The organism is Ruegeria sp. AI2 (assembly GCF_056541275.1).
This window is the reverse complement of the sequence record NZ_JBQFYB010000001.1, coordinates 1284760-1307338: the sequence shown is the minus strand read 5'-3', so window position 1 is coordinate 1307338 and position 22579 is coordinate 1284760. Positions and strand designations below refer to the sequence as shown.

The following is a 22579-nucleotide window of genomic DNA, read 5'->3' as shown; positions in this document are numbered from 1 at the left end:
TGATTTTACCCCGGCATTGGTTACGCATTGGAAACCAAGAAACTAAAGGCTTTTGTTTGTCACTGTGGCGGAAATGTGGCGAAAGAGGGTGCGGAGTGTGTTTTTGGTGCGACCGGGCTATTGGTCGATTCGGGCGGCCATGATTGCTATGGATTGCTGATAAACAGAGGCCGCGTTCCACTGTTTCAGCACTTGAAAATTCCGCTCCCCTGGCTGATAGCCACGCCCTGGCTTCCACCCTTTCTTGCGAAGAAAATTGGCGGTCGAGGCAAGCGCGTCGGTCATGTCATAGAAGTCCACCCGACGGTCGCCGGTGGCATCGACGCCATAGGTCAGGGCGTTGCCCGGCAGGAACTGAGTGTGACCCAACTCGCCATGTTTTGCCCCTTTTGTAGCCACGGTAATGCTTCCTGCATCGACCAGTTTCAGTGCCCCGATTGCGTGCGGAACAAAGAACTCGGACCGGCGACAATCATAGGCCAGTGTCGTAATTGCGGAAACAACCTGACTGTCTCCCATAAAATTGCCAAAGCCGGTTTCCATGCCGTGAATGGCGATCAGAACGCCCGCCGGAACACCGTATTGCCGTTCAAGAGCAGTATAGAAATCGGGATTTGCCGCCTTGCGTTTGCGCCCCTGCGCGACGATTGCATCAGCGCCTCTGACACGCATGAATTTGTCCAGCGTGTATTTGAAGCTTTTCTGATTGCGATCCGCCGCAATTGTGCCCGTGGCGTATTGCGCCTGGGCAAGCGCCTGAAGGCCCTTCTTTTTCACACCAGCCTTGCGGGCCTGCTGGGCGAAATCGGCCTTCCAGGCCTCGAACCCCGCGCTGGTATTCCCACAAGGCGCGGCCAGAAGGGGCGAAGACACAAGCAGGGCGATTAATACGTAAAGATGAAACATGAGGATAATCCGATGGTGTTGAAATCTGTGGCCAGCCTACCTTGAGCTTTGAATTGGGCAAAGCAGTTCGTTGGAGTGGCTCCAACCGCTCCTGCAAACGCCTCTTGATTGGTCTGCGGAGTGCCTTTGAAGGATTTCAGATCCTCAGCATCGGGCACATAGCAAGGGCGAAGGTAAAAAGTGTGTATTCTGCGCCATGGCGCCCGAAAAGGCTGAACAGCGACAGACCGGCGCAAATGAAACAGGGGCGCCCGTTTGAGCGCCCCTGCAAATCCATGCCGTGGTTGCTTAGCAGCTGTAATACATGCCGTATTCAACCGGGTGTGGTGTGTGCTCGTAGGTTTCGACCTCTTCCATCTTCAGGGCGATGTAGCCGTCGATCTGGTCTTTGGTGAACACGTCACCTTGCAGCAGGAAGTCGTGATCCGATGCCAGCGCTTCCAGAGCTTCGCGCAAGCTGCCGCAGACAGTCGGGATACCGGCCAGTTCCTCGGCAGGCAGATCGTACAGGTTCTTGTCCATAGCTTCGCCCGGGTCGATCTTGTTTTTGATGCCGTCAAGGCCAGCCATCAACAGAGCGGCAAACGCCAGGTAGGGGTTTGCAGCCGGGTCGGGGAAACGAGCCTCGACACGTTTTGCTTTAGGGCTTTCGGTCCATGGAATACGGACACAACCCGAACGGTTACGGGCCGAGTAGGCGCGCAGAACGGGGGCTTCGAAACCGGGGATCAAACGCTTGTAGCTGTTGGTAGCCGGATTGGTGAAGGCGTTCAGGGTCTTGGCGTGCTTCAGGATGCCGCCGATGAAGTACAGCGCTTCGTCCGAAAGATCAGCGTATTTGTCGCCCGCGAACAGTGGCTTGCCGTCTTTCCAGATCGACATGTTCACGTGCATACCGGTGCCGTTGTCACCTGCGATAGGCTTCGGCATGAAGGTTGCCGATTTGCCGTACGCATGAGCCACGTTGTGGATGACATATTTGTACTTTTGCAGCTCATCCGCCTGCTTGGTCAGGCTGTCGAAGATCAGGCCCAGCTCGTGCTGGCAAGACGCAACTTCGTGGTGGTGCTTGTCGACCTTCATGCCCAGACGCTTCATGGTCGACAGCATTTCCGACCGCAGGTCCTGCGCTTCGTCGATCGGGTTCACCGGGAAGTAGCCACCCTTGACGCCCGGACGGTGGCCCGTATTGCCCATTTCGTATTCGGTGTCGGTGTTCCATGATGCGTCAGTTGCATCAACTTCGTAGGATACCTTGTTGATTGTGTTCGAATAACGGACATCATCAAACAGGAAAAACTCGGCTTCGGGACCCATATACGCGACGTCACCGATTCCTGATGCCTTCAGGTATGCTTCGGCTTTCTGCGCTGTGCCGCGCGGGTCACGCTCATAGGCTTCGCCTGTATCGGGTTCGACAACCGAGCAGTGCACGCAAATGGTTTTCTCTGCGTAGAACGGATCAACATATGCACTTTCGGTATCGATCATCAGCTTCATGTCCGAAGCTTCGATCGACTTCCATCCTGCGATGGACGAACCATCAAACATGAAGCCTTCGTCCAGGAAGTCTTCGTCGACCTGATCGGCCATCAGGGTCACGTGCTGCAGCTTGCCGCGGGGGTCGGTGAAACGGACGTCGACATATTCGGCGCCCTCTTCCTTGATCAGCTGAAGAACTGCGTCCTTGCTCATTCTCTTGATTCCTCTGACTTGAAGATTGGTATGTTAGAGCGCGTCCGAGCCGGTCTCGCCGGTGCGGATGCGAATGGCTTGTTCAACCGGAGAGACAAAGATCTTTCCGTCGCCGATTTTGTCGGTCTTGGCAGCCGACACGATGGCTTCGATGGCGGCATCAACCTGGTCATCGTCCAATACGACCTCGACTTTTACCTTAGGCAAAAAGTCGACAACATATTCCGCGCCACGATACAGCTCGGTATGGCCTTTCTGACGGCCGAAACCTTTGACTTCGACGACGCTGAGACCCTGAACACCTACGTCCTGCAACGCCTCTTTCACTTCGTCCAGTTTGAACGGCTTGATGATCGCTTCGATCTTTTTCATTCCGGCTCACCTTGAATGGTTGTCTCAGGCGCAGTGATCACGTCTAAGATCGGGCGGCAACGTGATTGCGGTATCGGTTGGGTCGGTATCCGTTGAAATCAGGCTCTGTGCTAAATTTTAGGCGGTTTGCGCAAAAAGTAATCGAAATTGAATCGTGCGAAGGTGTGATATGACGGAATTGCTGACAGCAGCGCAGATGAAAGCCATCGAGCACGCGGCCATCAGGTCCGGTGAGGTTACGGGTTTGGAACTGATGGAGCGGGCAGGGCAATGTGTTGTCGAGGCGATCTTCGAGGAATGGCCGGATCTGGACAGGCGAGGGGCCAGCCCCTCGCGCTCCCCGGAGTATTTGGAAAAAGATGAAGAGGATCCGCTGCGTGCAGTCGTATTGTGCGGGCCCGGAAACAACGGCGGTGACGGGTTTGTCGTGGCGCGGCTTTTGCGGGAACTGGGCTGGAAGGTTGAGGTATTCCTGTATGGCGATCCCGAAAAGTTGCCGCCGGATGCCCGGGTGAATTATGAGCGATGGGGTGGTTCGGCAAAGGATGTATCTGAGATCGCACGGGGCAGAATCTTGTATCCGGATATTCTCATCGACGCATTGTTTGGGACCGGTCTAACACGATCGATTGAAGATGTGAGGCTATGGGAAATTCTCTGGGCATATGATGACGCTGAGACGGCATGGGAGTTGCGGCGTCAGGATGCGGGTACGCACATAGTTCCTCCACGCACGGTCGCGATAGACGTTCCTTCAGGTCTTTGCGCAGACTCAGGCAAAGTCGTGGGAGAACTTTTCCCTCAGCATGGACGTCGCTGTGCACGATCAGCACTTACGGTTGCGTTTCATTCGAGAAAGCTTGGCCACGTGCTGAGTGAGGGACCGTATTTTTGCGGACATGTTGTCACGAAAGATATCGGATTGAGACATGATGCGGGGGGCGACGAGATTTCGAAGGCTGTGGATAATCTGCCTGGGGTTTGCCTTGGTAAGAGTATGAATGAGCACAAATACACCCATGGGCATGTCCTGATTCTTTCCGGTGGGCCCGGCAAGACCGGTGCGGCGCGCCTGGCCGCGCGGGGGGCGTTGCGGATTGGGGCAGGGTTGGTGACGCTGGGGGTGCCATCCTTGGCTTTGGCAGAGGTGGCGAGCCGGATCACCGCCCTCATGCTACAGTGCGTTGATGGTTCTCAAATGCTGTCAGACGTGTTGCAGGACGTGCGGATGAACGCCCTTTGTCTGGGCCCCGGTTTGGGGTTGGAGCGAGCGCGGGACCTGGTGCCGGTCGCCCTGATTGCGAAACGTGCGACGGTTCTGGATGCGGATGCGCTGACGGCTTTTGCGGGCGATCCAGGAAACTTATTTGAAATGCTGCATGACCGCTGCGTTCTGACCCCGCATAGCGGTGAGTTTGCGCGGCTGTTCCCCGATCTGGCTGAAAAGCTGAGCGAAACGCCGGTCAGAGGCCCCGCCTATTCCAAGGTGGACGCAACGCGAGAGGCGGCGGCGCGCGCGGGATGCATCGTGTTGTTCAAAGGGCCGGATACTGTCATAGCGGCGCCGGACGGGCGATGTTCGATCAATGCCGCATGCTATGGTCGCGCGGCCCCTTGGCTTGCAACCGCCGGGTCAGGCGATGTGTTGGCCGGTTACATCGCCGGGCTACTGGCGCGGGGCTTCGATCCGATGGCGGCGGCTGAGACATCAGCGTGGCTGCACGTGGAATGCGCGCGTCGTTTCGGGCCGGGATTGATCGCTGAGGATCTGCCTGAGCAGTTGCCCGATGTTTTCAAACAGCTGAATATCTAGTTGTTTTGGGCAGAAAGCAGCTCAGGTTCTGTCAGAATGGCATGTTTTCGCTGTCAAGATGTGCGCAGATGCATACCGCATATTTGTCAGGTGCATAGGCAGGCATCACTAATCGTTTGCAAGCTGCCAGCACGAGTCGGGGTTATATCTTGTAAGTTAATGAAAAATAATGTAAAATGGCAAAATTCTTCGTGTGCTCTGTTGCTAAAATACAATTCTTGCGTAAGACAAGGCGCAGACTACTGGAACGCTCGGATTCAGTAAACAAATGGGCAGTATCTGAACCCCGAACCAACTATGGTGAGTGAAATGACCCCAAATATCAAAAAGATATCGGTTGCCGCCTTTCTGACTGCCACGGTCGCTGTTCCGGCAGCCGCAGAGCTGAAATACGAAAATAACAGCGGCGGCTATGTGCTGCTTTACGGGCAGTTAAACCCGGCTTTGATTTCGGTTGATGACGGCCAAGATACCGAAACCCGAGTCCTCGACAACGATCTGTCGAACAGCCGGGTTGGCCTGCGTCTGATGCAGCCATTTGGCCAGAACGAGTTTACCTTCCGCTTGGAATCGGCGTTGGGCTTGCCGAACTCGACTGAATGGAACCAGAACGGTACAAACTTTAGCGGCTGGACCCGCGACGATATCCGGTTTGTGGATTTTGCCTTGAAGGGCAGCTACGGCAAGTTCTCGGCAGGTCAGGGCAGCATGGCGGCAGATGGTGCTGCAGAAGTGGACCTGTCCTATGTCGGCACCGCGCTGTATTCGTTCACAAACGATGAGAACTCTGGCTTTTTCTATCGCGGCACAAACGGTGTGCTGAGTGGTATTACGGTTGGTGACAGTTCCAGCAACTTTGATGGCTCACGTCGTGGGCGCGTTCGGTATGACACTCCAACGGTTAACGGATTCTCGGCCGCTTTTGCATATGGTCAGAACATTCTGTCCAGCAGTGACGATGATGACTACTACGATGTCGGCGTGTTCTATGAAAACACCTTTGCAGGCGGTGTAGAGTTTGCGGCAGCTGTCGCGTATTCGGTGCGGGAGCGGGATGACAATTCAGGGGATCGCAAGGATACACTCGGTTCGGCCTCGGTGCTGTTGCCCAGCGGTCTGGGGTTCACGATTGCCGGCGGCACGCGTGACGATGACCGGGCTGGCCAGACGGACCCGAATTACTGGTACGGCAAGGTCTCGTACGAGGGGAACTGGGTATCCTGGGGTAAGACAGGTGTCGGCATCGACTATTATGACGGCGCGGATTTCGAGACCAACGGGTCCGACACCAAGGCATGGGGTATCGCTGTCGTGCAGAAGGTCGAAGCGATCAATACCGATGTTTACCTGAAGTATCGCAACCACGATTTCGATGACGGAACGTCGTTCGAAAACAACGAAGCCTGGGTACTGGGCGCGCGCTGGAAGTTTTAATTGCCTTCCAGCGAGCCAACACGAACGCCCCGGTTTTCGGGGCGTTCTTTTTTGCCAAAACCAGGTTGATTCAGCCTTTGCCCCTTGCACGTTGGCGGCAGGGCAAATAGAAGGCGTCAAATTTGCCCGGCGCGCCCGTTTTGCGCGCCCCGAATCCTATGGGGACTACCAAAATGCAGGTTACCGAGACGCTGAACGAAGGTCTGAAACGCGGCTACAACATCGTTGTGACCGCAGCCGAACTGGACGACAAGGTCAATGAAAAGCTGACCGAAGCACAGCCGGAAATCGAAATGAAAGGCTTCCGCAAAGGCAAGGTGCCGATGGCGCTGCTGAAAAAGCAGTTTGGCCAGCGCCTACTGGGCGAGGCGATGCAGGAATCCATCGACGGTGCGATGAACAAGCATTTTGAGGACAGCGGCGACCGCCCCGCGCTGCAGCCCGAAGTCAAGATGACCAACGAGGACTGGAAAGAAGGCGACGATATCGAGGTCGCGATGTCTTACGAAGCGCTGCCCGCGATCCCTGAGGTCGATCTTAAATCGGTCGCGCTGGACAAGCTGATCGTCAAGGCGGATGACGCCGCCGTCGAGGAAGCGCTGAACAACCTGGCCGAAACCGCTCAGGACTTCAAAGCCCGCCGCAAGGGTTCGAAAGCCAAGGAAGGCGACCAGATCGTGTTCGATTTTGTCGGCAAGGTTGATGGCGAAGAATTCGAAGGTGGATCGGCAGAAGATTACCCGCTTGTTCTGGGCTCGAACAGCTTCATCCCCGGTTTTGAAGAGCAGCTGGTTGGTGTAAAGGCGGAGGAAGAAAAAGACGTCAACGTGACCTTCCCGGCTGAATATGGTGCCGAACACCTGGCCGGAAAAGACGCGGTCTTTACCTGCACGATCAAAGAAGTGAAAGAGCCCGTCGCGGCCGAGATCAACGATGATCTGGCGATGAAGTTCGGCGCCGAGGATCTGGCTGCTCTGAAAACTCAGATTTCGGAACGCCTGGAAGCAGAATATGCGGGCGCGTCGCGCGCTGTCATGAAGCGGGCCCTGCTGGACGTGCTGGACGAAAAAGTGTCGTTCGACCTGCCGCCGTCGCTGGTCGAAGCCGAAGCCAAGCAGATTGCACATCAGCTGTGGCACGAGGAAAACCCTGAAGTAACCGGTCATGACCACGATGAGATCGAACCCACCGATGAGCACAACAAGCTGGCCGAACGCCGCGTGCGTCTGGGTCTGCTGCTGGCCGAGCTGGGCCAGAAGGCAGAGGTGGAAGTCACCGACGCCGAGATGACCCAAGCGATCATGAACCAGGCGCGTCAGTACCCGGGTCAGGAACGCCAGTTCTTCGAGTTCGTGCAGCAGAACGCTCAGATGCAGCAGCAACTGCGCGCGCCGATCTTCGAAGACAAGGTTGTCGACTATGTGTTCGAGCTGGCGCAGGTCAGCGACAAGGAAGTCAGCAAAGACGACCTGCAAAAAGCCATTGAGGCACTGGAAGAGGAATAATCCTCTTCCTTCCCTCTTTTTTCAGAGAGGGCAAAAAAACGGAGCCGCCTGAGATCAGACGGCTCCGCATGGGTGGCTTTTGTGTCTATGAGGTGAGGGGGTCAGGCCTCATGAGCAAAAGCACGGGGGGTATCTAGCAGAGCGATCTTCTGCTCTGGTGTGAACGTATCCGAGAGCGCTTCGATCAGCTTCAGAACGTCTTGGCGTTCAGCTTCGTTTCTTGCGGCGCTCATCTGTTCCACAAAATACTTCTCAAGATCAGTCAGTGGCTTGTGATCCTGATTGGCCGGGCTCTGGGTTGCTGCCTTCTTGGCTGCAAACAGTGCCAGCGCCTCTTCGTCATCCATAAAGACGTTCTCATGGATGCCTGCAAACTCACGCAGGCCCGAGATGCGTTCATCGGTACAATCCAACAGCGCGGCCAGTGCCGAAACTTTCCCCATGGGAACCGTTTCGCCGACATAGTCATATGGCGCGCAGTTCGACCGTTTCAGGACCCGGTCCATAACCGGATCGATTACGGTGATGATATCCTGAATGCCTGCGTTCTTGGCATATTCCAGAGAGCCGATCATCAGCTCGCAGGTGGCATAAGAGACAGAATTCTTTTCCTTGCCGCGTGTAAGACGCTGCGTGTCCACACAGAAGCGTGTCGATTCCCACATGGTTGCGCTGCGAAGTGGTGCTTCCCCGCAAAGGATTGCCGAAAACACATCCGACAACATATGAGGTCCTGTGGTCTGAAGGGCACGCACGGCTGCGACGACATTCCCCCCGTCGTCGAGTCCGATTACATATGCCGGGTCCAGATGATCGAATTCATCAATTTCCTTGCCGTCTTCGATCTTTACGTCCCATCCAAGACGTCCGCCAAAAACACGTGCTCTCAACTCGAACATTTCGTCAAGAACTTCGCTGAACATATGTCTGTTCAGGCCATCTACCACGATGATCATTTCTTCCCCCTTCGAGTGGTTGTTCGGTAATATTGACGTTACCGCTCTCGAAGGATTTTTCTATTGGGGGATTCCCGTATTTTGGCGGAATTTGGGGATTTTTTTGTTTATCCCGGGGTAATAAGCCCGATCGCTATCGCCCGCCCTACGGCCTGAGGGGTGGTCAGCGCACTAAGCTTTTCCCGGCTCGAACGCAAGTGTACTTCTACGGTTCGGTGCGAAATCGACAAAATATCGCCGATATCCTGCTGCGACTTACCTGCAGCGACCCATTGCAGGATTTCCGCTTCGCGAGAGGACAATGTCGGATGATATAGTGCGCCGGTCAGCTGATCCGAGGACACGACGTTGTCATGGATGTGCACGGCCATGGCCTGCAAATCGCCGATAAAGTTCGTGTAAAGCTTACGCCACTCTTCCTTGCTGCAATTTCGGGTTGCGCTCAGCAGGCCAATATCACCGTAGGGGCCACGTACCGGGATCGTAACACCCTGACTGGGCAAGCCAAAATCGTGAGCATCCCGGAAAACGCGTTGAAAATCTGGGCTTCTTTCGAGACGGCTCCAATCCACCGGCGCGATACTGCGGCGGGCCATGTGGATGGTCGGATCGATCATGATCAGGCCCTGTTTCTGGTAGTGCTCAGTCCAGGCGTCGTCATAGGTAACAAAGCCAGCCACAGTTCCCGCCGCCGGATTCATGCCAGCGTAGGCAGCATGATCCATGTCATGCTTCTCACAGATTTGCCTTAGAAATTCGGTATATCGAACTTCTGAATCCGGCAGGGTGCTCAGATCGACAATTTCCATGTGGCGCCTACCAGCTGTGGCCCATCTTGCTGCCCGATGGTGTCGTCGAGCATGCGTATTACACAGAGTGGAACCCGTTTACCTCACCAAGTCAGAACATCATACTTTTCTAAACATGACAAGGAGAGGTCTTAATTGTCTGTGCAATATCGCATATTGCGATACCCAATAGAACATTTTTGTCACTATTCAGTTTCAAGTGCTGATTCCGATCGAATTCTGACGCGAATGACCGTCAGGGTGTTGGCCTAAGCCCGGTTTCGACCAGCATTCCTCGGGCTTTAGCTTCGGGATAAAAACCTTTGGCGTACAGAAAAATTGCCCTGCGTTGGTCCCCATCTGAAAGCATCCACGCCCCGCGCAAGTACTTCCCGGCAAACTCAAGGTTGGTGTCGGCGTCCAGCAAACCTTCGGCTTTGCCGGTGTATCCCATTGAGCGCGCCGTGGCTGGCAGGATCTGTAGAAGGCCGTAATAGGGCCGGTTGACGGCCCATGGTCGGTGTGTGCTTTCGCGAATGGCCAGCTTGTGAACCAACTCCCGCGGAATCTCGTAATGGTCCGCCCATCTGTTGATCGAAGCTCTCAGCTCGGGCGTTTCATTCGGGTGGAGCGGCGGGTCAAAATGTGGCGTACCCGCCTTGGAGACCTGGTCTGCCCCGCAGGCAACCAACGACACAAATAGAAACAGTGCCAGGAAACTTTGGCGCAGATAAACAAGCATTTTTCGGTCCTCTGGATTTCGGCGGCAATGATACGGAACGACAATGAGCCTTCAAGCGTACACGGGAAAATGGGCTGAAACTTGCCGGTACGACTTGTGAATACAAAGGGAAAAAAGAAAAGGCCGCGCGTTGCGCGGCCTTTAGAATGCTCACAAGAAGCCAGATCAGGCTTTGGCTTCGTCTTCCGCAACCGGTGCCGCGTCGGCAACCATGTCATCATCATCCGAAGCGGCCGAGCCGATGTCGTCGAACAGTTCGGCGATCTCGAATTCAGCAGCGGCTTCTTCTTCAGCAGCCAGTTCCTGAATCGATTTGCCCGAAGCCTGCAGTTCGGCTTCTTCTGCCGAACGGGCCACGTTCATTTTGATTTCGACTTCAACCTCGGGGTGCAGTTTCACTGCGACAGTGTGCAGACCCAGTTCCTTGATCGGGGCGATCAGGACAATCTGTTTCTTGTCGACGGTGAAACCTGCTTCGGTTGCAGCGTCAGCGGCGTCACGCGGGGTGACCGAACCGTACAGAGCGCCGGCATCCGATGCCGAGCGAATCACGATGAACTGCTGACCGTCCAGCTTTTCAGCCAGTGCTTCAGCTTCTTTCTTGGTTTCCAGGTTGCGGGCCTCAAGCTGCGCTTTCTGGGCTTCGAACGACGCGATGTTGGCGTCGGACGCGCTCAGGGCTTTGCCTTGGGGCAGCAGGAAGTTGCGGGCGTAGCCGGGCTTGACGTCAACGACGTCGCCCATCTGACCCAGTTTCGCAACGCGTTCCAGCAGGATAACTTGCATGTCAGTCTCTCCTTACTTCACAGCGTAGGGCAGCAGGGCGAGGAAGCGGGCGCGCTTGATAGCACGGGCCAGTTCACGCTGCTTTTTCGCCGAAACGGCGGTGATGCGCGAAGGCACGATCTTGCCACGCTCAGAGATGTAGCGCTGCAGCAGACGGGTGTCTTTGTAGTCGATTTTCGGCGCGTTCTCACCCGAGAACGGGCAGACCTTGCGGCGGCGGAAAAATGGTTTTGCGGCCATGGTTTAGAGTCCTTTTCTCAAGCGTTGATCAACGGCGCTCGCGGCGATCGCCACGTTCGTCACGCTTCTGCATCTGAACCGACGGACCATCTTCATGGCCGTCGACCTTGATGGTCAGAACGCGCATGACGTCTTCATGCAGGCGCATCAGGCGCTCCATTTCCTGCACCGCGCCCGAGGGGGCATCGGTTTTCAGAAAGGCATAATGGCCCTTGCGGTTTTTGTTGATCTTGTAGGCCATCGTCTTGACGCCCCAGTACTCGCTATCAACCAGCTTGCCGCCGTTGTCAGCCAGAACGGTGCCGAAATGTTCGACGAGGCTTTCCGCCTGCGCGTTGGACAGATCCTGACGCGCGATCATTACATGCTCATACAGTGGCATGTGCACTCCTGTTTATATCAAGGCGCATTTCATAGGCGGGGCCAAACGTTCCTTCGCGACCCTGCCACGAGAGGCTGCGCGATTCATACGACTGCGAAGGATGGCCCCATATACACGTCTGAGCCACAAGGGCAAGCCCTGCCACATATGCCTCTGAGACGCCGCCCAAATTCCTTTGGGCCGCCCAATTGCTGACGCTTTTCGGCTCAAAGTTGTTTTGCATACCGGACATCAACCGGATCAACAGAATTTCGAAAGTAACCTTAAAAGGGTGACGTGTTATGACCGCTACTAACACAAACGCATATCAGGAAAACGTTGCCGGCTCGCGATTTGAGAATTCAGTGCCGGTAATGATCACGTTTGCACCTAACTGGAAGGCCCGCCTGATCCTGGCGCGGATGGTCGGGGCGTTTTTGATCGTTTCTGCGTTCTCAATGTGGTTGATGCCCGGATCGGTGGTCGGCGCAGATGTTTGGCCGATCAAGATGGCGGCATCCATGCTGTTTCTGGTCGTTGGTGTCGCCCTGCTGACAATCGAGGTTCTTGACCCGCGCCCTGACGCCTATTTCGACCCGATCCGCCGCGAAGTCCGGGTGTTGCAGAAAAACGAAGACGGACGCCCTCAGACTGTCCTGCGCCGCAGCTATGACTCGCTGGGTGGGGCACGTTTCGAAGAGAATGAAGTTCATCTGTTTGACGTGGACGGCAGCCTTTTGATGAAGCTGCCACTTGAATCGGCGGATGTCAGCCGGGCGCTGAAAGGTCAGCTTAGCAAAAGCGTAACAATTTTCGGCTGAGTTTTATTCTGTTCAAAAACGAACAGAAGTTGTGAATCAAAAAAGGTTGTGTGCTGCCCTTGGGTGGCACATTTTGCGTTCAAGCAGTCCTGACGGACTGCATTCACAAAACCGCGGAGATTGATATGAAATCCACCCTTCTTGCTGCTGCATTGGCCGTATCAGCGACAACGGCATTCGCCAGCGCCGAGAAATACGTGTTGGATCCCAGCCACAGCCAAGTCATTTTCAGCTATGACCACCTTGGGTTTTCAACCACGACTGGCATGTTTTCCGGCTTTGAAGGCGAGATCATGTTTGACCAGGAAAACCCCGCCGCTTCGAGCGTGAACGTTTCGATGCCCGTGTTGGAGATGTTTACCGGCTGGAAGCCCCGTGAAGATCACTTCATGACCGAGGATTTCTTTGGCGCGGCCGAAGGAGATTTGATCACCTTTACATCTACAGGAATCGAAGTGACCGGTGACAACACCGCGAACATCACCGGCGATCTGACGATGAACGGTGTGACCAAATCGGTTGTTCTGGACGCAAAGCTCAACAAGGCCGACACTCACCCGATGGCAAATCAGCCCTGGGCGGGTTTCAATGCCACAACAACGCTGGTCCGTAGCGAATTCGACCTGGGTCAGTTTGCACCGTTTGTCAGCGACGAAGTGCAGATCCAGATTTCGGTCGAGGCACAAAAAGCCGAGTAATCGCGGAATCACGAACAGAAAAACGCCGGTGATCAAATCACCGGCGTTTTTTTTGCCTTACTGACCGCGTGCCGCAGTGAGTTCTGCGGATACTGCGACGGTAAAGCCCAGCGAGTCTTCGGTAGGCTGCGATGTGCCTACATCAAACGCCAGCCGGTTAAGCTCGGTCGTGCCCGCCATTGTGGCTGTGTCGCCCTGAAGATCCAGCGAGAAGGGCAAAACGACGTCGATCGACTTGTCGCGAATTGTAAGCGGGCCGCGCGCCTCGTACCCATTTTCTGTTTTATAAAGGTCGGCTTTGAACTGGGCAGTTGGGAACCGGGCGTTATCGAAGAAATCCGGCCCCATGGCCTGATCGGTTACGGTTCCAAGACTAAGCGAGCCAATGGCTATCGTGACATCTACAGATCCCGCCAATCCCGGGTCTGTGGGCTCGTCAAAGGCAATTGCTGCCGTCCAGTCGGAAAACGTACCCGTAACGGGGCTGTTCAGTTGCGAAATGGTAATCGACAGCGTGCCGTTCTGAACCTGCCATTCAGATTGAACCTCGGCCAGTTGGACATCCGGGGTTTCTTCAACGTTTTGGGCAAGCTTTCCAGTTGCCCAGCCACCGGTGACGACGACGCCCCAGACCGCCAGTGCCGCGACGGCTGGAATCAGTGAATGGGTTTGATGTGGTGGTTCCGGCACATCAGACAGGCCCGGTAACATCCGGCGCAATGTGCTGTCCTTGTCGATGACGTGATGTTTCAGCGCACCTGCGACATGCAGGACAAGGGAAACAACCAGAACCCACATGAATAGCCAGTGCAGAACCCCTGTAACCTCGGCCACGGCGGTGGATTTCGGTACAAAAGGCAGGTTTTGGCCGAAGGGCCAAAGGATTGGGGCAAAGCCTTCGGTCGCGGCGTGGTGAATCCAACCGGTCAGCGGTACAAGGACCAGCGAACCGTAAAGCAGCCAGTGGACGGTTTCAGCGGCGAAGGCTTCGGGCTTGTTGTCAGCATTCAGAAGGCCGGGCTTGGTTTGGGTGAACGCCCAAAGAATGCGGGCCAATGCCACGAAGAACACGGTGACCCCGACGGTCTTGTGCAACGAGAACACGCGCGCGGCGCGGGCAATTTCCACCTCGGTAGGGGCAGTTGCCGAGTGTAATACCGCATGCGCCAGATTGTCTGCGACCCAGCCGAGGGGCAAAGCTGTGAAGATCAGCAACGCGGTCAGCCAGTGAAACGTCTTTGCGATGCTGCCGTAGCTTGAAATGGAATTGGTCGATTGCATATGTCGGGCGCTCCGGGATTCTAGGGTGTGCCCAAGGTAAAGCCGGATGAAACAGACACAAGTGAGCGCGGGTGCACACAAAAGGTGCCAGAATGCAGAAAGCAGGCAATACTTGTGCCAGACGGTCAGTCAGTTTACACCCCGCCGCAACCTGACACCATCCATGAGGTTGCAATGACACTCGCGTTCGTTTTCCCGGGGCAAGGCGCCCAGACCATAGGTATGGGCAAAGCTCTGGCTGAGGCCTACCCGGCAGCTCAGGCCATCTTCGATGAGGTGGACGACGCGTTGGGCGAGAAGTTGAGCAGCCTGATCTGGGATGGCGATATTGCTGACCTGACACTGACCCAGAACGCCCAACCCGCGTTGATGGCAACATCGATGGCAGCCATGCGCGCTTTGGAAGCCGAAGGCGTATCAGTCAGCAAGGCGGCTTTTGTGGCGGGGCATTCGCTGGGTGAATACTCGGCCCTGGCCGCGGCGGGTGCCTTGTCTGTTGCAGATACAGCGCGTCTGTTGCGCACCCGTGGTCAGGCCATGCAAAGCGCCGTACCCGTGGGCGAGGGGGCCATGGCCGCCATTCTAGGGCTAGATCTGGAGGCCGTGCGTGCTGTGGCGGAAGAAGCCGCACAGGGCGAGGTCTGTCAGGCCGCAAATGACAACGATCCCACGCAGGTTGTCGTGTCGGGTTCAAAAGCGGCTGTCGAGCGCGCAGCCGAGATCGCCAAGGAAAAAGGCGCAAAACGTGCTGTTATGTTGCCTGTAAGTGCTCCATTTCACTGCGCGCTGATGAAACCTGCTGCAGATGTAATGGCAGAAGCGCTTGCTGCCGTCGAAATTAAGGCCCCTGTCATACCTTTGGTGGCTAATGTGCGCGCCGAGGCTGTCAGCGATCCGGATCTGATCCGTCAATTGCTGGTCGAGCAGGTGACAGGTTCGGTTCGCTGGCGGGAAAGTGTGCAATATATGGCGGCACAAGGCGTGACCGAAACATGGGAAATCGGCGCTGGCAAAGCGCTGTCCGGTATGATCCGCAAGATCGATCGCGAAATCGCGGGTAAGGCTGTGGGCACACCGGAAGATGTTCAAAAGGCCATTCAGGCCGAATCGTAAGCAGAATTTGCGTTGTAGCCGACGCAGCAAGAGGGAAACCGAATGTTTGATTTAACAGGTAAGAATGCGCTGATCACCGGTGCTTCGGGCGGTATCGGAGGCGACATTGCACGTGCGTTGCATGGCGCCGGTGCAACGGTTGGATTGTCCGGTACACGCGTTGAGCCGCTGCAGGCTCTGGCCGACGAACTGGGCGAACGCGCACATGTTCTGCCCTGCAACTTAAGTGATCCGGAAGCCGTTGAAGCGTTGCCAAAGCAAGCGGCCGAGGCGATGGGATCGGTGGACATTCTTGTAAACAACGCCGGAATCACGCGCGACAATCTGTTCATGCGTATGTCTGATGAAGAATGGCAAAGCGTCATTGACGTGAACATGACCTCGACCATGAAACTATGCAAAGGGGTGATCCGGGGCATGATGAAGGCTCGCTGGGGCCGGATCGTCAATGTCTCGTCCGTGGTGGCCGCAATCGGTAATCCGGGGCAGGCGAACTATGCCGCGTCGAAGGCCGGTATGATCGGGTTTTCCAAAGCTTTGGCTCACGAAGTTGCGACGCGCGGAATTACTGTGAATGCCGTGGCACCTGGATTTATCACGACGGCAATGACAGAGAAACTGACCGAGGAACAGAAAAAGGGTCTGTTGCTCAAGGTTCCAGCCGGGCGCATGGGCGATCCGGAAGAAATTGCAGCTGCCGTTCTGTATCTTTCCAGCCCCGAAGCGGGCTATGTTACCGGAAGCACCTTGCATGTGAATGGCGGTATGGCCATGTTGTGAGCGCGACAGGGGCGAGTGCGAAAGCGTTTGCCTCTTGCGTCGACTATGCTATAGGCGGCGCATCTATGCGGGGCCGGTCGTTCAGGTCGGCCTTCTATTTCCCGGTTCGCCGGGACCGAAACCGCCCAAAACGGGCAAACCAAAGCCAACCCGTGCGGGCAAGGGCAGAATCGGGCGGACCGCCCTGTAAAGGAATGAGGAATAGACATGAGCGACGTCGCAGATCGCGTTAAGAAGATCGTTGTTGAGCACCTGGGTGTTGAAGAAGATAAAGTCGTGGAAAACGCGTCCTTCATCGACGATCTGGGCGCAGACAGCCTGGACACTGTTGAGCTGGTCATGGCCTTCGAAGAAGAGTTCGGCATCGAGATCCCCGATGACGCAGCCGAGACCATCCAGACCTTTGGCGACGCCGTCAAGTTCATCAGCGAAGCGTCCTAAGCGTTTCTTTCTGATTAAAATCGGCGTTTCCGGGCAACGGGGGCGCCGTTTTTTTATGCCCGGCTGAAATTCGGGCTTGCGCGGCTATTGTGGCCTGCGCACTGTTTCCACTGAGGCAAAACTCAAAGTGGACAGGGCATGATAAGATCCACTCCAATGATAAATACCGCGCGTTTGACGCTGTGCGCCATGCGCCCAGAGGACTTTGACCAGTTCGCGGAAATCTGGCGTAACCCTTGCGTCGTGCAGCATATCGGCGGTTCTCCCCGATCGCGTGGCGAAGCGTGGGATTCTTTCCTGCGTAATGCGGGGCATTGGCAGATGGCCGGTTTTGGTCAGTGGGGCGTAATGCAGCAATCGAATCGCAAGCTGATCGGGCAAGCCGGATTCTTCTATAGCAACCGATGCATGGGCGACGATTTCGACGGCTTCCCCGAGGCAGGGTGGGTTCTGGTCCCCGAAGCACAGGGGCAGGGATTGGGTTACGAGGCCGCCAAGGCTGCGCATGACTGGTTTGACCGGGTGATTCCCGGACCGTTGGTCGCGATGATAAACGCTTCAAATACATCCTCGCAGAAACTCGCCAAAAAGCTTGGCTATGTTTTGATGCGGGAAGGGGTGTATAATGAAACCCCGGTACACTTGTTACGACGCAACGGACCGCCAGCCCGCGCGTAAATTCGCCACTTAATCAGTATGCCGCAAAATGGCCAAACTGTGCCGATCCCGGAGATTTCGGGCGGGCATTCCAGTTGTATGGTGCCGGGGATTTCAAAACGATTGAGCGGAGGACCGAGCTCATGAGGATTTACCCCACGATGGAACTGCAGAACGGCCGGTGTGTCTCGCTGGACAAGGGTCGTCTGGAAGAAGCGATGATCTGGCACGTGAATCCGGTAGAAACCGCACGGAGCTGGGCAGAGGCGGGTGCCGAATGGATGCACCTGACGGATTTCGACGCGATCGAGGGCAAGGATACCAACGCGCAGCTGGTCGAAGATATCATTCGCAAGGCCGAGATTCCGGTGCAGCTGGCGGGTGGCATGCGCACGCGCGAACAGATTGAGCGCTGGATCGACAAGGGCGCGGGCCGCGTTGTGGTTGGCACGCTGGCCGCGCGCGAACCGAACTTGGTCAAGGAACTGGCCAAGCTTTACCCGGATCAGATCGTGCTGTCGGTTGATGTGTGGCAAGGCCTTGTTATGACTGACGGCTGGCGCAGCCAAAGTGCATTCACGCCCGAAGCCTTTATTGATGCGTTCGGCGATGCGCCGTTTGCCGCCATCGTGGTGACGGATATCGACAGTGACATGGAAGATGTCGAGGCACAGCTTGGTCTGATCTCGCGACTGGCAAACCATTCGCGTACCCCGGTGATTGCCAGCGGCGTCGTGCGCACAGCAGACGATATCTCGCGGCTTGCATACATCCCCAATATCTCGGGCGCGATTGTCGGGCGTGCGCTGTTTCGCAAGACACTGGACCTGACCGAAGCACTTGATACTGCCAAATCGGCGCACGAGCCGGTCGCGCAGTTTCAGTAAGCATCTCCGCCCTTTCGGCTGAACGCGCGAAAGGGCGGTTTTAGCAGGCGCCGAATTTCCGGTTTCCTTGGGCAATCGGCGGCAGGACGCCGGGACGGAAAGAACCGTTGCTCTTGCCCCCGCACCCCGGGCCGGGGTATGAGCGGTTCTCATAAGAGGAAGCAGGCAAGAGGCACTTCATGCGCAGAGTCGTTGTAACCGGTCTTGGATTGGTCACTCCTTTGGCCAGCGGGGTCGAGGAAACCTGGTCGCGGCTGCTGGACGGAGAGTCCGGCGCAGGCCCAATCACGCATTTCGATGCAGAGGCAAGCGGGGTCGCAACGACCTACGCCTGCGAGGTGCCGCGCGGCGACGGAACCAACGGGACCTTCAATCCCGATGACTGGATGCCGCTGAAAGAGCAGCGCAAGATTGAGGATTTCATCCTGTATTCCATCGCGGCCGCCGAAATGGCCTGCAAGGATGCAGGCTGGTTGCCGGAAGACGAAGAATCGCGCCTGCGTACTGGTGTTCTGATCGGCTCGGGCATTGGTGGTCTGGGATCGATTGCCAATACCGCGAACCTGATCCGCGACAAGGGTCCGCGTCGGGTATCTCCGTTCTTCATTCCGGGCGCACTGATCAACCTGGCCTCGGGTCAGGTATCAATCCGCCACGGGTTCAAAGGGCCGAACCACTCGGTCGTGACCGCGTGTTCAACCGGGGCGCACGCAATCGGCGACGCCAGCCGCATCATCCGGGCGGGTGACGCGGATGTCATGGTGGCCGGTGGCGGCGAGGGCTGCATCTGCGAGATCGGTATCGCCGGGTTCAACGCATGCAAGGCGCTGTCGACCAAATATGCAGATAATCCCAAGGCTGCCAGCCGACCCTATGACGTGGACCGTGACGGTTTCGTTATGGGAGAGGGCGCTGGCATCGTGGTTCTGGAAGATTACGAGCACGCCAAGGCGCGCGGTGCCAAGATCTACGCCGAAGTTCTGGGCTATGGTATGTCGGGCGACGCCTATCACATCACCGCCCCGTCCGAGGATGGCGACGGGGCCGAACGCTCCATGAGAGCGGCGTTGCGCAGCGCCGGGCTGGAGCCGAAAGACCTGGATTACATCAACGCGCATGGCACCTCGACCATGGCGGACACGATCGAACTGGGTGCGGTTGAGCGCCTGTTGGGCGAGCATGCCGGGAATGCGACGATGAGCTCGACCAAGTCGGCAACCGGTCACTTGCTGGGTGCTGCGGGTGCGATTGAGGCGATATTCTCAATCCTGGCGATCCGCGATCAGGTCGCACCGCCAACAATCAACCTGGACAACCCGGCAGTTGAAACCCCGATTGATCTTGCCCCCAACGCCAAACGCGAGCGTGAGATTAACGTGGCGCTGTCGAATTCGTTCGGGTTTGGCGGAACCAATGCCAGCGTGATCTTCGGAAAGGTCAGTTAAATGTGGCGGGCCATCGCTTCGAATGCGCTGACCATCCTGGTGGTCGGCCTGTTTCTGGTGGGCGGTCTGATCCTGTGGGGACAGTCGCAGTACAAGGCCGAAGGCCCGCTTGAAACTGCGATTTGCCTTCAGGTCAAAAGCGGTTCGAACATGACACGTGTCAGTCGCGATCTGGAAGATCAGGGTGCCATTCGCAGTTCAATTCTGTTTCGGATGGCCGCTGACTATACCGATCAGGCGCAGCGGTTGAAAGCGGGCAGCTTTCTGGTGCGCGAAGGCGCGTCTATGGCGCAGATCATCGAAGAGATCACCAGCAGCGGCGCCAGTACTTGTGGGTCGGAAATCGAATACCGTATCGGTGTGACACGCACCCAAACCCGCGTGCGTGAATTGAACCCGGCAACATTGGATTTCGTCGAGATTGCTTCATTTGATGCGGCAGAGGAAGAAACGCCTGATGCCTATACCGAGAAGCGCAACGAGGCTGACACGCGCTATCGCGTGTCGCTGGCCGAAGGTGTGACCTCGTGGCAAGTGGTTGAAGCTCTGAAATCATTCGAAGCGCTGTCAGGTGAAGTGACCGAGATCCCGGCTGAGGGCATGTTGGCCCCGGACAGTTACGATGTTGTGGCCGGACAGGATCGCAATGCGATTTTGCAGGCCATGCAGGACAAGCAACAACTGCGGATCAACGCGGTTTGGGAAAGCCGCCAAGGCGGGTTGCCGCTGGACACTCCGGAAGAGATGCTGATCCTTGCGTCAATCATCGAAAAGGAAACCGGTGTTCCGGAGGAACGCGGCCAGGTCGCCAGTGTGTTCGTGAACCGCCTGAAACAGGGGATGCGGCTGCAAACAGATCCGACCGTCATCTATGGCGTGACAAAGGGGCAGGGCACATTGGGTCGCGGGTTGCGGCGCAGCGAACTGAACCGTCCGACACCGTGGAACACCTATCAGATTGACGGGCTGCCCCCGACGCCGATTGCAAATCCGGGTCTGGCGAGCCTTGAAGCTGCGGTTGCGCCGGATGACACCAACTATGTATTCTTCGTCGCCGACGGCTCGGGCGGTCATGCGTTTGCAGAAACCCTGCAGGAGCATAATCGCAACGTTGCCAAATGGCGCGAAATTGAGGAACAGCAAAGCTCGGGGAATTAAGCCCGGCGGGTTGCTGGATTTGCTAACAAAAAACGCCGACGCCGGTATGAATACTGGCGTCGGCGTTTTCTTTGGCAGCCTCTTCAGCCCTTAGGCGGCTGAACGTCTTTTGTTGGGACGGCGCCGTCTGCTGCTGGAAGGTTTCCCATCCCCGTTGGCTGGTTTGGGCTTGAACCCGCGACGGCGGTTGTTTTGACGACGTGCAGGTTGCTGAACCTCGACCCCTTCCGGCATGGTGCCGCTTGTGACAGGGATTTCAATTTTCATCAGCTTCTGGATCTGACGCAGCAGGTCAACTTCTTCCGGTGCACAGAAAGCGATCGCTTCCCCCTCGCGCCCGGCACGGGCGGTGCGCCCGATACGGTGGACGTAATTGTCGGGTACGTCGGGTAGGTCGAAGTTAATGACATAGGCGACACCGGGGATGTCGATGCCACGCGCGGCAACGTCGGTGGCCACCAGTATGTTCACCTCTCCAGCGCGGAAGGCATTAATGGCCCGGTCACGCTGGCCCTGGCTTTTGTTCCCGTGAATTGATGCTGCGTTGAAGCCATCGGCGACCAGCCCTTTCATCAGCCGTTCAGCGCCGTGTTTTGTGCGGGTGAAGACCAGCGTCAGTGCATCCGCGTCCTGCGACAGGATTTGGCGAAGTTTAGAGGGTTTTTCGGCTTTTGGAACAAAATGAAGGGACTGAGTGATCTTGTCCGCCGCCTTGCCCGGGGGTGAAACCTGCACCCGCTGTGGATTGTTCAGATAGGCACGGCTGAGCTCCTCCATCTGTTTCGGCATTGTGGCCGAGAACAGCATGGTCTGGCGGGGTGTTCCCAGTGCAGGCGCAATGCGACGCAGAGCGTGAATGAAGCCCAGGTCAAGCATCTGATCCGCTTCGTCCAATACCAGATGGCGCACCGAACCAAGGTCAACAGCGCCGCGTTCCATCAGGTCAATCAGGCGCCCCGGGGTGGCGACCAAAATATCGGTGCCGCGGGCAAGGAACATCACTTGTTTGTTGATCGACTGGCCACCAACAACTGTTGCGACCCGCAGCTTTGTTCCTTTGGTGAGGGTGCGCAGACTGTCGGCGATCTGGTTCACCAGCTCGCGGGTGGGGGCGAGGATCAGCGATTTGGCTGTTTTGGGATCGGGCTTGCCGGGCTGCGCCAGCAGGTGGTCGATCAGGGGCAGGCCAAAGGCCAGTGTCTTGCCGGTGCCGGTTTGGGCCAGCCCGAGGATGTCATGCCCGTTCAGGGCCAGCGGAATGGCCTGGTTCTGAATCGGGGTGGGTTGTGTGAAATTGGCGCGTTTCAACGCGTCGTTCAGTGTCGGCGCGAGGCCGAGCATGTCGAAGTCGAACAAAAAATTATCCTTTGCGGCCCGCAGGTTAAATCCCGCGAGCAGGTGATGACTGGCCACGTTCATGTGACCGGCAGGGTTGAGCGAGACCTCGGGATGCGCGAGCGAATCCAGCGCCATCCGGCCATCGCCTAAAGAACCCTGCGTGAAGGGGAACTGGGAGTTATGTGTTGGCGCTGTGGGGCCTGAAGCCCGACGATGCTCACGCGGTGGCGCCGTGATGAGGGGCACATGAGGGTTTCGGGGGGAAATGTCAAGAACTGGTTTTGCAGCGCGCCGGACCCTGCGGTGCCGAAATCGGGTGATGCGGGCGATTTTGAGCGCGATTTCGGAAAATGTCAGGTTTG

23 protein-coding genes are annotated in these 22579 nt (G+C 56.7%); 12 read left to right on the top strand and 11 right to left on the bottom strand.

Features of this window, described 5'->3' with window-relative positions:
- Positions 1–117: 117 nt before the first annotated feature.
- From ACR0LL_RS06585 to ACR0LL_RS06575, 3 genes are all read right to left on the bottom strand, one after another.
- Entirely contained in the window at positions 118–906 is a 789-nt protein-coding gene (locus ACR0LL_RS06585; RefSeq protein ID WP_480584885.1) for a lytic murein transglycosylase, read from the bottom strand.
- Positions 907–1194: 288 nt separating this feature from the next.
- Complete coding sequence (gene glnA, locus ACR0LL_RS06580) at positions 1195–2601, bottom strand: type I glutamate--ammonia ligase (RefSeq protein ID WP_267366350.1); 1407 nt, start codon at positions 2599–2601, stop codon at positions 1195–1197.
- 33 nt (positions 2602–2634) lie between these two features.
- Positions 2635–2973: a P-II family nitrogen regulator gene (locus tag ACR0LL_RS06575; protein WP_209503542.1), complete on the bottom strand. Its 339-nt coding sequence runs from the start codon at positions 2971–2973 to the stop codon at positions 2635–2637.
- Between the two features lie 169 nt (positions 2974–3142).
- Here ACR0LL_RS06575 and ACR0LL_RS06570 point away from each other — a divergent pair, with 169 nt between their 5' ends.
- From ACR0LL_RS06570 to tig, 3 genes are all read left to right on the top strand, one after another.
- Entirely contained in the window at positions 3143–4786 is a 1644-nt protein-coding gene (locus tag ACR0LL_RS06570; protein WP_480584882.1) for an NAD(P)H-hydrate dehydratase, read from the top strand.
- A gap of 309 nt (positions 4787–5095) precedes the next feature.
- Positions 5096–6220, top strand: a complete 1125-nt coding sequence (locus tag ACR0LL_RS06565; protein WP_480504712.1) for a porin — start codon at positions 5096–5098, stop codon at positions 6218–6220.
- Positions 6221–6393: 173 nt separating this feature from the next.
- Positions 6394–7725 (top strand): trigger factor, encoded by a 1332-nt coding sequence (tig, locus tag ACR0LL_RS06560; protein WP_267364594.1) that lies wholly within the window; start codon positions 6394–6396, stop codon positions 7723–7725.
- Between the two features lie 101 nt (positions 7726–7826).
- Here tig and ACR0LL_RS06555 read toward each other — a convergent pair whose 3' ends face one another.
- From ACR0LL_RS06555 to rpsF, 6 genes are all read right to left on the bottom strand, one after another.
- On the bottom strand, positions 7827–8681 hold the full coding sequence (locus ACR0LL_RS06555; protein WP_480480382.1) for an acyl-homoserine-lactone synthase: 855 nt from the start codon (positions 8679–8681) through the stop codon (positions 7827–7829).
- Positions 8682–8788: 107 nt separating this feature from the next.
- The gene (locus ACR0LL_RS06550) at positions 8789–9490 is read right to left on the bottom strand and encodes a LuxR family transcriptional regulator (protein WP_267364591.1); all 702 of its coding nucleotides are present in this window, start codon (positions 9488–9490) and stop codon (positions 8789–8791) included.
- A 235-nt stretch (positions 9491–9725) separates the two neighbouring features.
- Positions 9726–10211, bottom strand: coding sequence for a transglycosylase SLT domain-containing protein (locus ACR0LL_RS06545; RefSeq protein ID WP_480504716.1), 486 nt, complete (start codon positions 10209–10211; stop codon positions 9726–9728).
- A 165-nt stretch (positions 10212–10376) separates the two neighbouring features.
- Positions 10377–10997 (bottom strand): 50S ribosomal protein L9, encoded by a 621-nt coding sequence (rplI, locus tag ACR0LL_RS06540; protein ID WP_267364588.1) that lies wholly within the window; start codon positions 10995–10997, stop codon positions 10377–10379.
- A 12-nt stretch (positions 10998–11009) separates the two neighbouring features.
- Complete coding sequence (rpsR, locus tag ACR0LL_RS06535; protein ID WP_005608650.1) at positions 11010–11237, bottom strand: 30S ribosomal protein S18; 228 nt, start codon at positions 11235–11237, stop codon at positions 11010–11012.
- A 28-nt stretch (positions 11238–11265) separates the two neighbouring features.
- Complete coding sequence (gene rpsF / locus ACR0LL_RS06530; protein ID WP_170610248.1) at positions 11266–11619, bottom strand: 30S ribosomal protein S6; 354 nt, start codon at positions 11617–11619, stop codon at positions 11266–11268.
- Positions 11620–11972: 353 nt separating this feature from the next.
- Between rpsF and ACR0LL_RS06525 the strand changes: the two genes are divergently transcribed.
- Positions 11973–12419 (top strand): hypothetical protein, encoded by a 447-nt coding sequence (locus ACR0LL_RS06525; RefSeq protein WP_480473389.1) that lies wholly within the window; start codon positions 11973–11975, stop codon positions 12417–12419.
- 125 nt (positions 12420–12544) lie between these two features.
- On the top strand, positions 12545–13117 hold the full coding sequence (locus tag ACR0LL_RS06520) for a YceI family protein (RefSeq protein ID WP_267364582.1): 573 nt from the start codon (positions 12545–12547) through the stop codon (positions 13115–13117).
- Positions 13118–13174: 57 nt separating this feature from the next.
- On the opposite strand, the gene ACR0LL_RS06515 is transcribed toward ACR0LL_RS06520, so the two are convergent.
- Entirely contained in the window at positions 13175–14398 is a 1224-nt protein-coding gene (locus ACR0LL_RS06515) for a cytochrome b/b6 domain-containing protein (protein ID WP_480584877.1), read from the bottom strand.
- 174 nt (positions 14399–14572) lie between these two features.
- Here ACR0LL_RS06515 and fabD point away from each other — a divergent pair, with 174 nt between their 5' ends.
- The 7 genes from fabD to mltG all read left to right on the top strand — a co-directional run bounded on the left by fabD (position 14573) and on the right by mltG (position 20879).
- Complete coding sequence (fabD, locus tag ACR0LL_RS06510) at positions 14573–15511, top strand: ACP S-malonyltransferase (protein WP_480485275.1); 939 nt, start codon at positions 14573–14575, stop codon at positions 15509–15511.
- Positions 15512–15553: 42 nt separating this feature from the next.
- A complete protein-coding gene (gene fabG / locus ACR0LL_RS06505; RefSeq protein ID WP_480485277.1) occupies positions 15554–16291 on the top strand; it encodes a 3-oxoacyl-[acyl-carrier-protein] reductase in 738 nt (245 codons plus the stop codon).
- 207 nt (positions 16292–16498) lie between these two features.
- Positions 16499–16732: an acyl carrier protein gene (locus ACR0LL_RS06500; RefSeq protein ID WP_050602116.1), complete on the top strand. Its 234-nt coding sequence runs from the start codon at positions 16499–16501 to the stop codon at positions 16730–16732.
- A 138-nt stretch (positions 16733–16870) separates the two neighbouring features.
- Complete coding sequence (locus ACR0LL_RS06495; RefSeq protein ID WP_480584874.1) at positions 16871–17410, top strand: GNAT family N-acetyltransferase; 540 nt, start codon at positions 16871–16873, stop codon at positions 17408–17410.
- A 122-nt stretch (positions 17411–17532) separates the two neighbouring features.
- Positions 17533–18276: a 1-(5-phosphoribosyl)-5-[(5-phosphoribosylamino)methylideneamino]imidazole-4-carboxamide isomerase gene (locus tag ACR0LL_RS06490; RefSeq protein ID WP_480584871.1), complete on the top strand. Its 744-nt coding sequence runs from the start codon at positions 17533–17535 to the stop codon at positions 18274–18276.
- A 179-nt stretch (positions 18277–18455) separates the two neighbouring features.
- A complete protein-coding gene (gene fabF / locus ACR0LL_RS06485) occupies positions 18456–19721 on the top strand; it encodes a beta-ketoacyl-ACP synthase II (protein ID WP_209596796.1) in 1266 nt (421 codons plus the stop codon).
- Complete coding sequence (gene mltG, locus ACR0LL_RS06480) at positions 19722–20879, top strand: endolytic transglycosylase MltG (RefSeq protein ID WP_480504731.1); 1158 nt, start codon at positions 19722–19724, stop codon at positions 20877–20879.
- 90 nt (positions 20880–20969) lie between these two features.
- Here the strand turns inward: mltG and ACR0LL_RS06475 are convergent, their stop codons facing one another.
- Positions 20970–22235, bottom strand: coding sequence for a DEAD/DEAH box helicase (locus ACR0LL_RS06475; RefSeq protein ID WP_480486454.1), 1266 nt, complete (start codon positions 22233–22235; stop codon positions 20970–20972).
- Between the last annotated feature and the right edge of the window lie 344 nt (positions 22236–22579).

Bases quoted from the DNA above. Each gene is read 5' to 3' on its own strand.
- ACR0LL_RS06585 (WP_480584885.1), bottom strand. From the start codon at position 906: ATGTTTCATCTTTACGTATTAATCGCCCTGCTTGTGTCTTCGCCCCTT.
- ACR0LL_RS06550 (WP_267364591.1), bottom strand. From the start codon at position 9,490: ATGGAAATTGTCGATCTGAGCACCCTGCCGGATTCAGAAGTTCGATAT.
- ACR0LL_RS06545 (WP_480504716.1), bottom strand. From the start codon at position 10,211: ATGCTTGTTTATCTGCGCCAAAGTTTCCTGGCACTGTTTCTATTTGTG.
- ACR0LL_RS06525 (WP_480473389.1), top strand. From the start codon at position 11,973: ATGATCACGTTTGCACCTAACTGGAAGGCCCGCCTGATCCTGGCGCGG.
- ACR0LL_RS06490 (WP_480584871.1), top strand. From the start codon at position 17,533: ATGAGGATTTACCCCACGATGGAACTGCAGAACGGCCGGTGTGTCTCG.
- ACR0LL_RS06575 (WP_209503542.1), bottom strand. From the start codon at position 2,973: ATGAAAAAGATCGAAGCGATCATCAAGCCGTTCAAACTGGACGAAGTG.
- ACR0LL_RS06555 (WP_480480382.1), bottom strand. From the start codon at position 8,681: ATGATCATCGTGGTAGATGGCCTGAACAGACATATGTTCAGCGAAGTT.
- ACR0LL_RS06500 (WP_050602116.1), top strand. From the start codon at position 16,499: ATGAGCGACGTCGCAGATCGCGTTAAGAAGATCGTTGTTGAGCACCTG.
- glnA (WP_267366350.1), bottom strand. From the start codon at position 2,601: ATGAGCAAGGACGCAGTTCTTCAGCTGATCAAGGAAGAGGGCGCCGAA.
- rpsF (WP_170610248.1), bottom strand. From the start codon at position 11,619: ATGCCACTGTATGAGCATGTAATGATCGCGCGTCAGGATCTGTCCAAC.
- ACR0LL_RS06520 (WP_267364582.1), top strand. From the start codon at position 12,545: ATGAAATCCACCCTTCTTGCTGCTGCATTGGCCGTATCAGCGACAACG.
- rpsR (WP_005608650.1), bottom strand. From the start codon at position 11,237: ATGGCCGCAAAACCATTTTTCCGCCGCCGCAAGGTCTGCCCGTTCTCG.
- mltG (WP_480504731.1), top strand. From the start codon at position 19,722: ATGTGGCGGGCCATCGCTTCGAATGCGCTGACCATCCTGGTGGTCGGC.
- fabG (WP_480485277.1), top strand. From the start codon at position 15,554: ATGTTTGATTTAACAGGTAAGAATGCGCTGATCACCGGTGCTTCGGGC.
- ACR0LL_RS06570 (WP_480584882.1), top strand. From the start codon at position 3,143: ATGACGGAATTGCTGACAGCAGCGCAGATGAAAGCCATCGAGCACGCG.
- ACR0LL_RS06565 (WP_480504712.1), top strand. From the start codon at position 5,096: ATGACCCCAAATATCAAAAAGATATCGGTTGCCGCCTTTCTGACTGCC.
- tig (WP_267364594.1), top strand. From the start codon at position 6,394: ATGCAGGTTACCGAGACGCTGAACGAAGGTCTGAAACGCGGCTACAAC.
- rplI (WP_267364588.1), bottom strand. From the start codon at position 10,997: ATGCAAGTTATCCTGCTGGAACGCGTTGCGAAACTGGGTCAGATGGGC.
- fabD (WP_480485275.1), top strand. From the start codon at position 14,573: ATGACACTCGCGTTCGTTTTCCCGGGGCAAGGCGCCCAGACCATAGGT.
- fabF (WP_209596796.1), top strand. From the start codon at position 18,456: ATGCGCAGAGTCGTTGTAACCGGTCTTGGATTGGTCACTCCTTTGGCC.
- ACR0LL_RS06515 (WP_480584877.1), bottom strand. From the start codon at position 14,398: ATGCAATCGACCAATTCCATTTCAAGCTACGGCAGCATCGCAAAGACG.
- ACR0LL_RS06495 (WP_480584874.1), top strand. From the start codon at position 16,871: ATGATAAGATCCACTCCAATGATAAATACCGCGCGTTTGACGCTGTGC.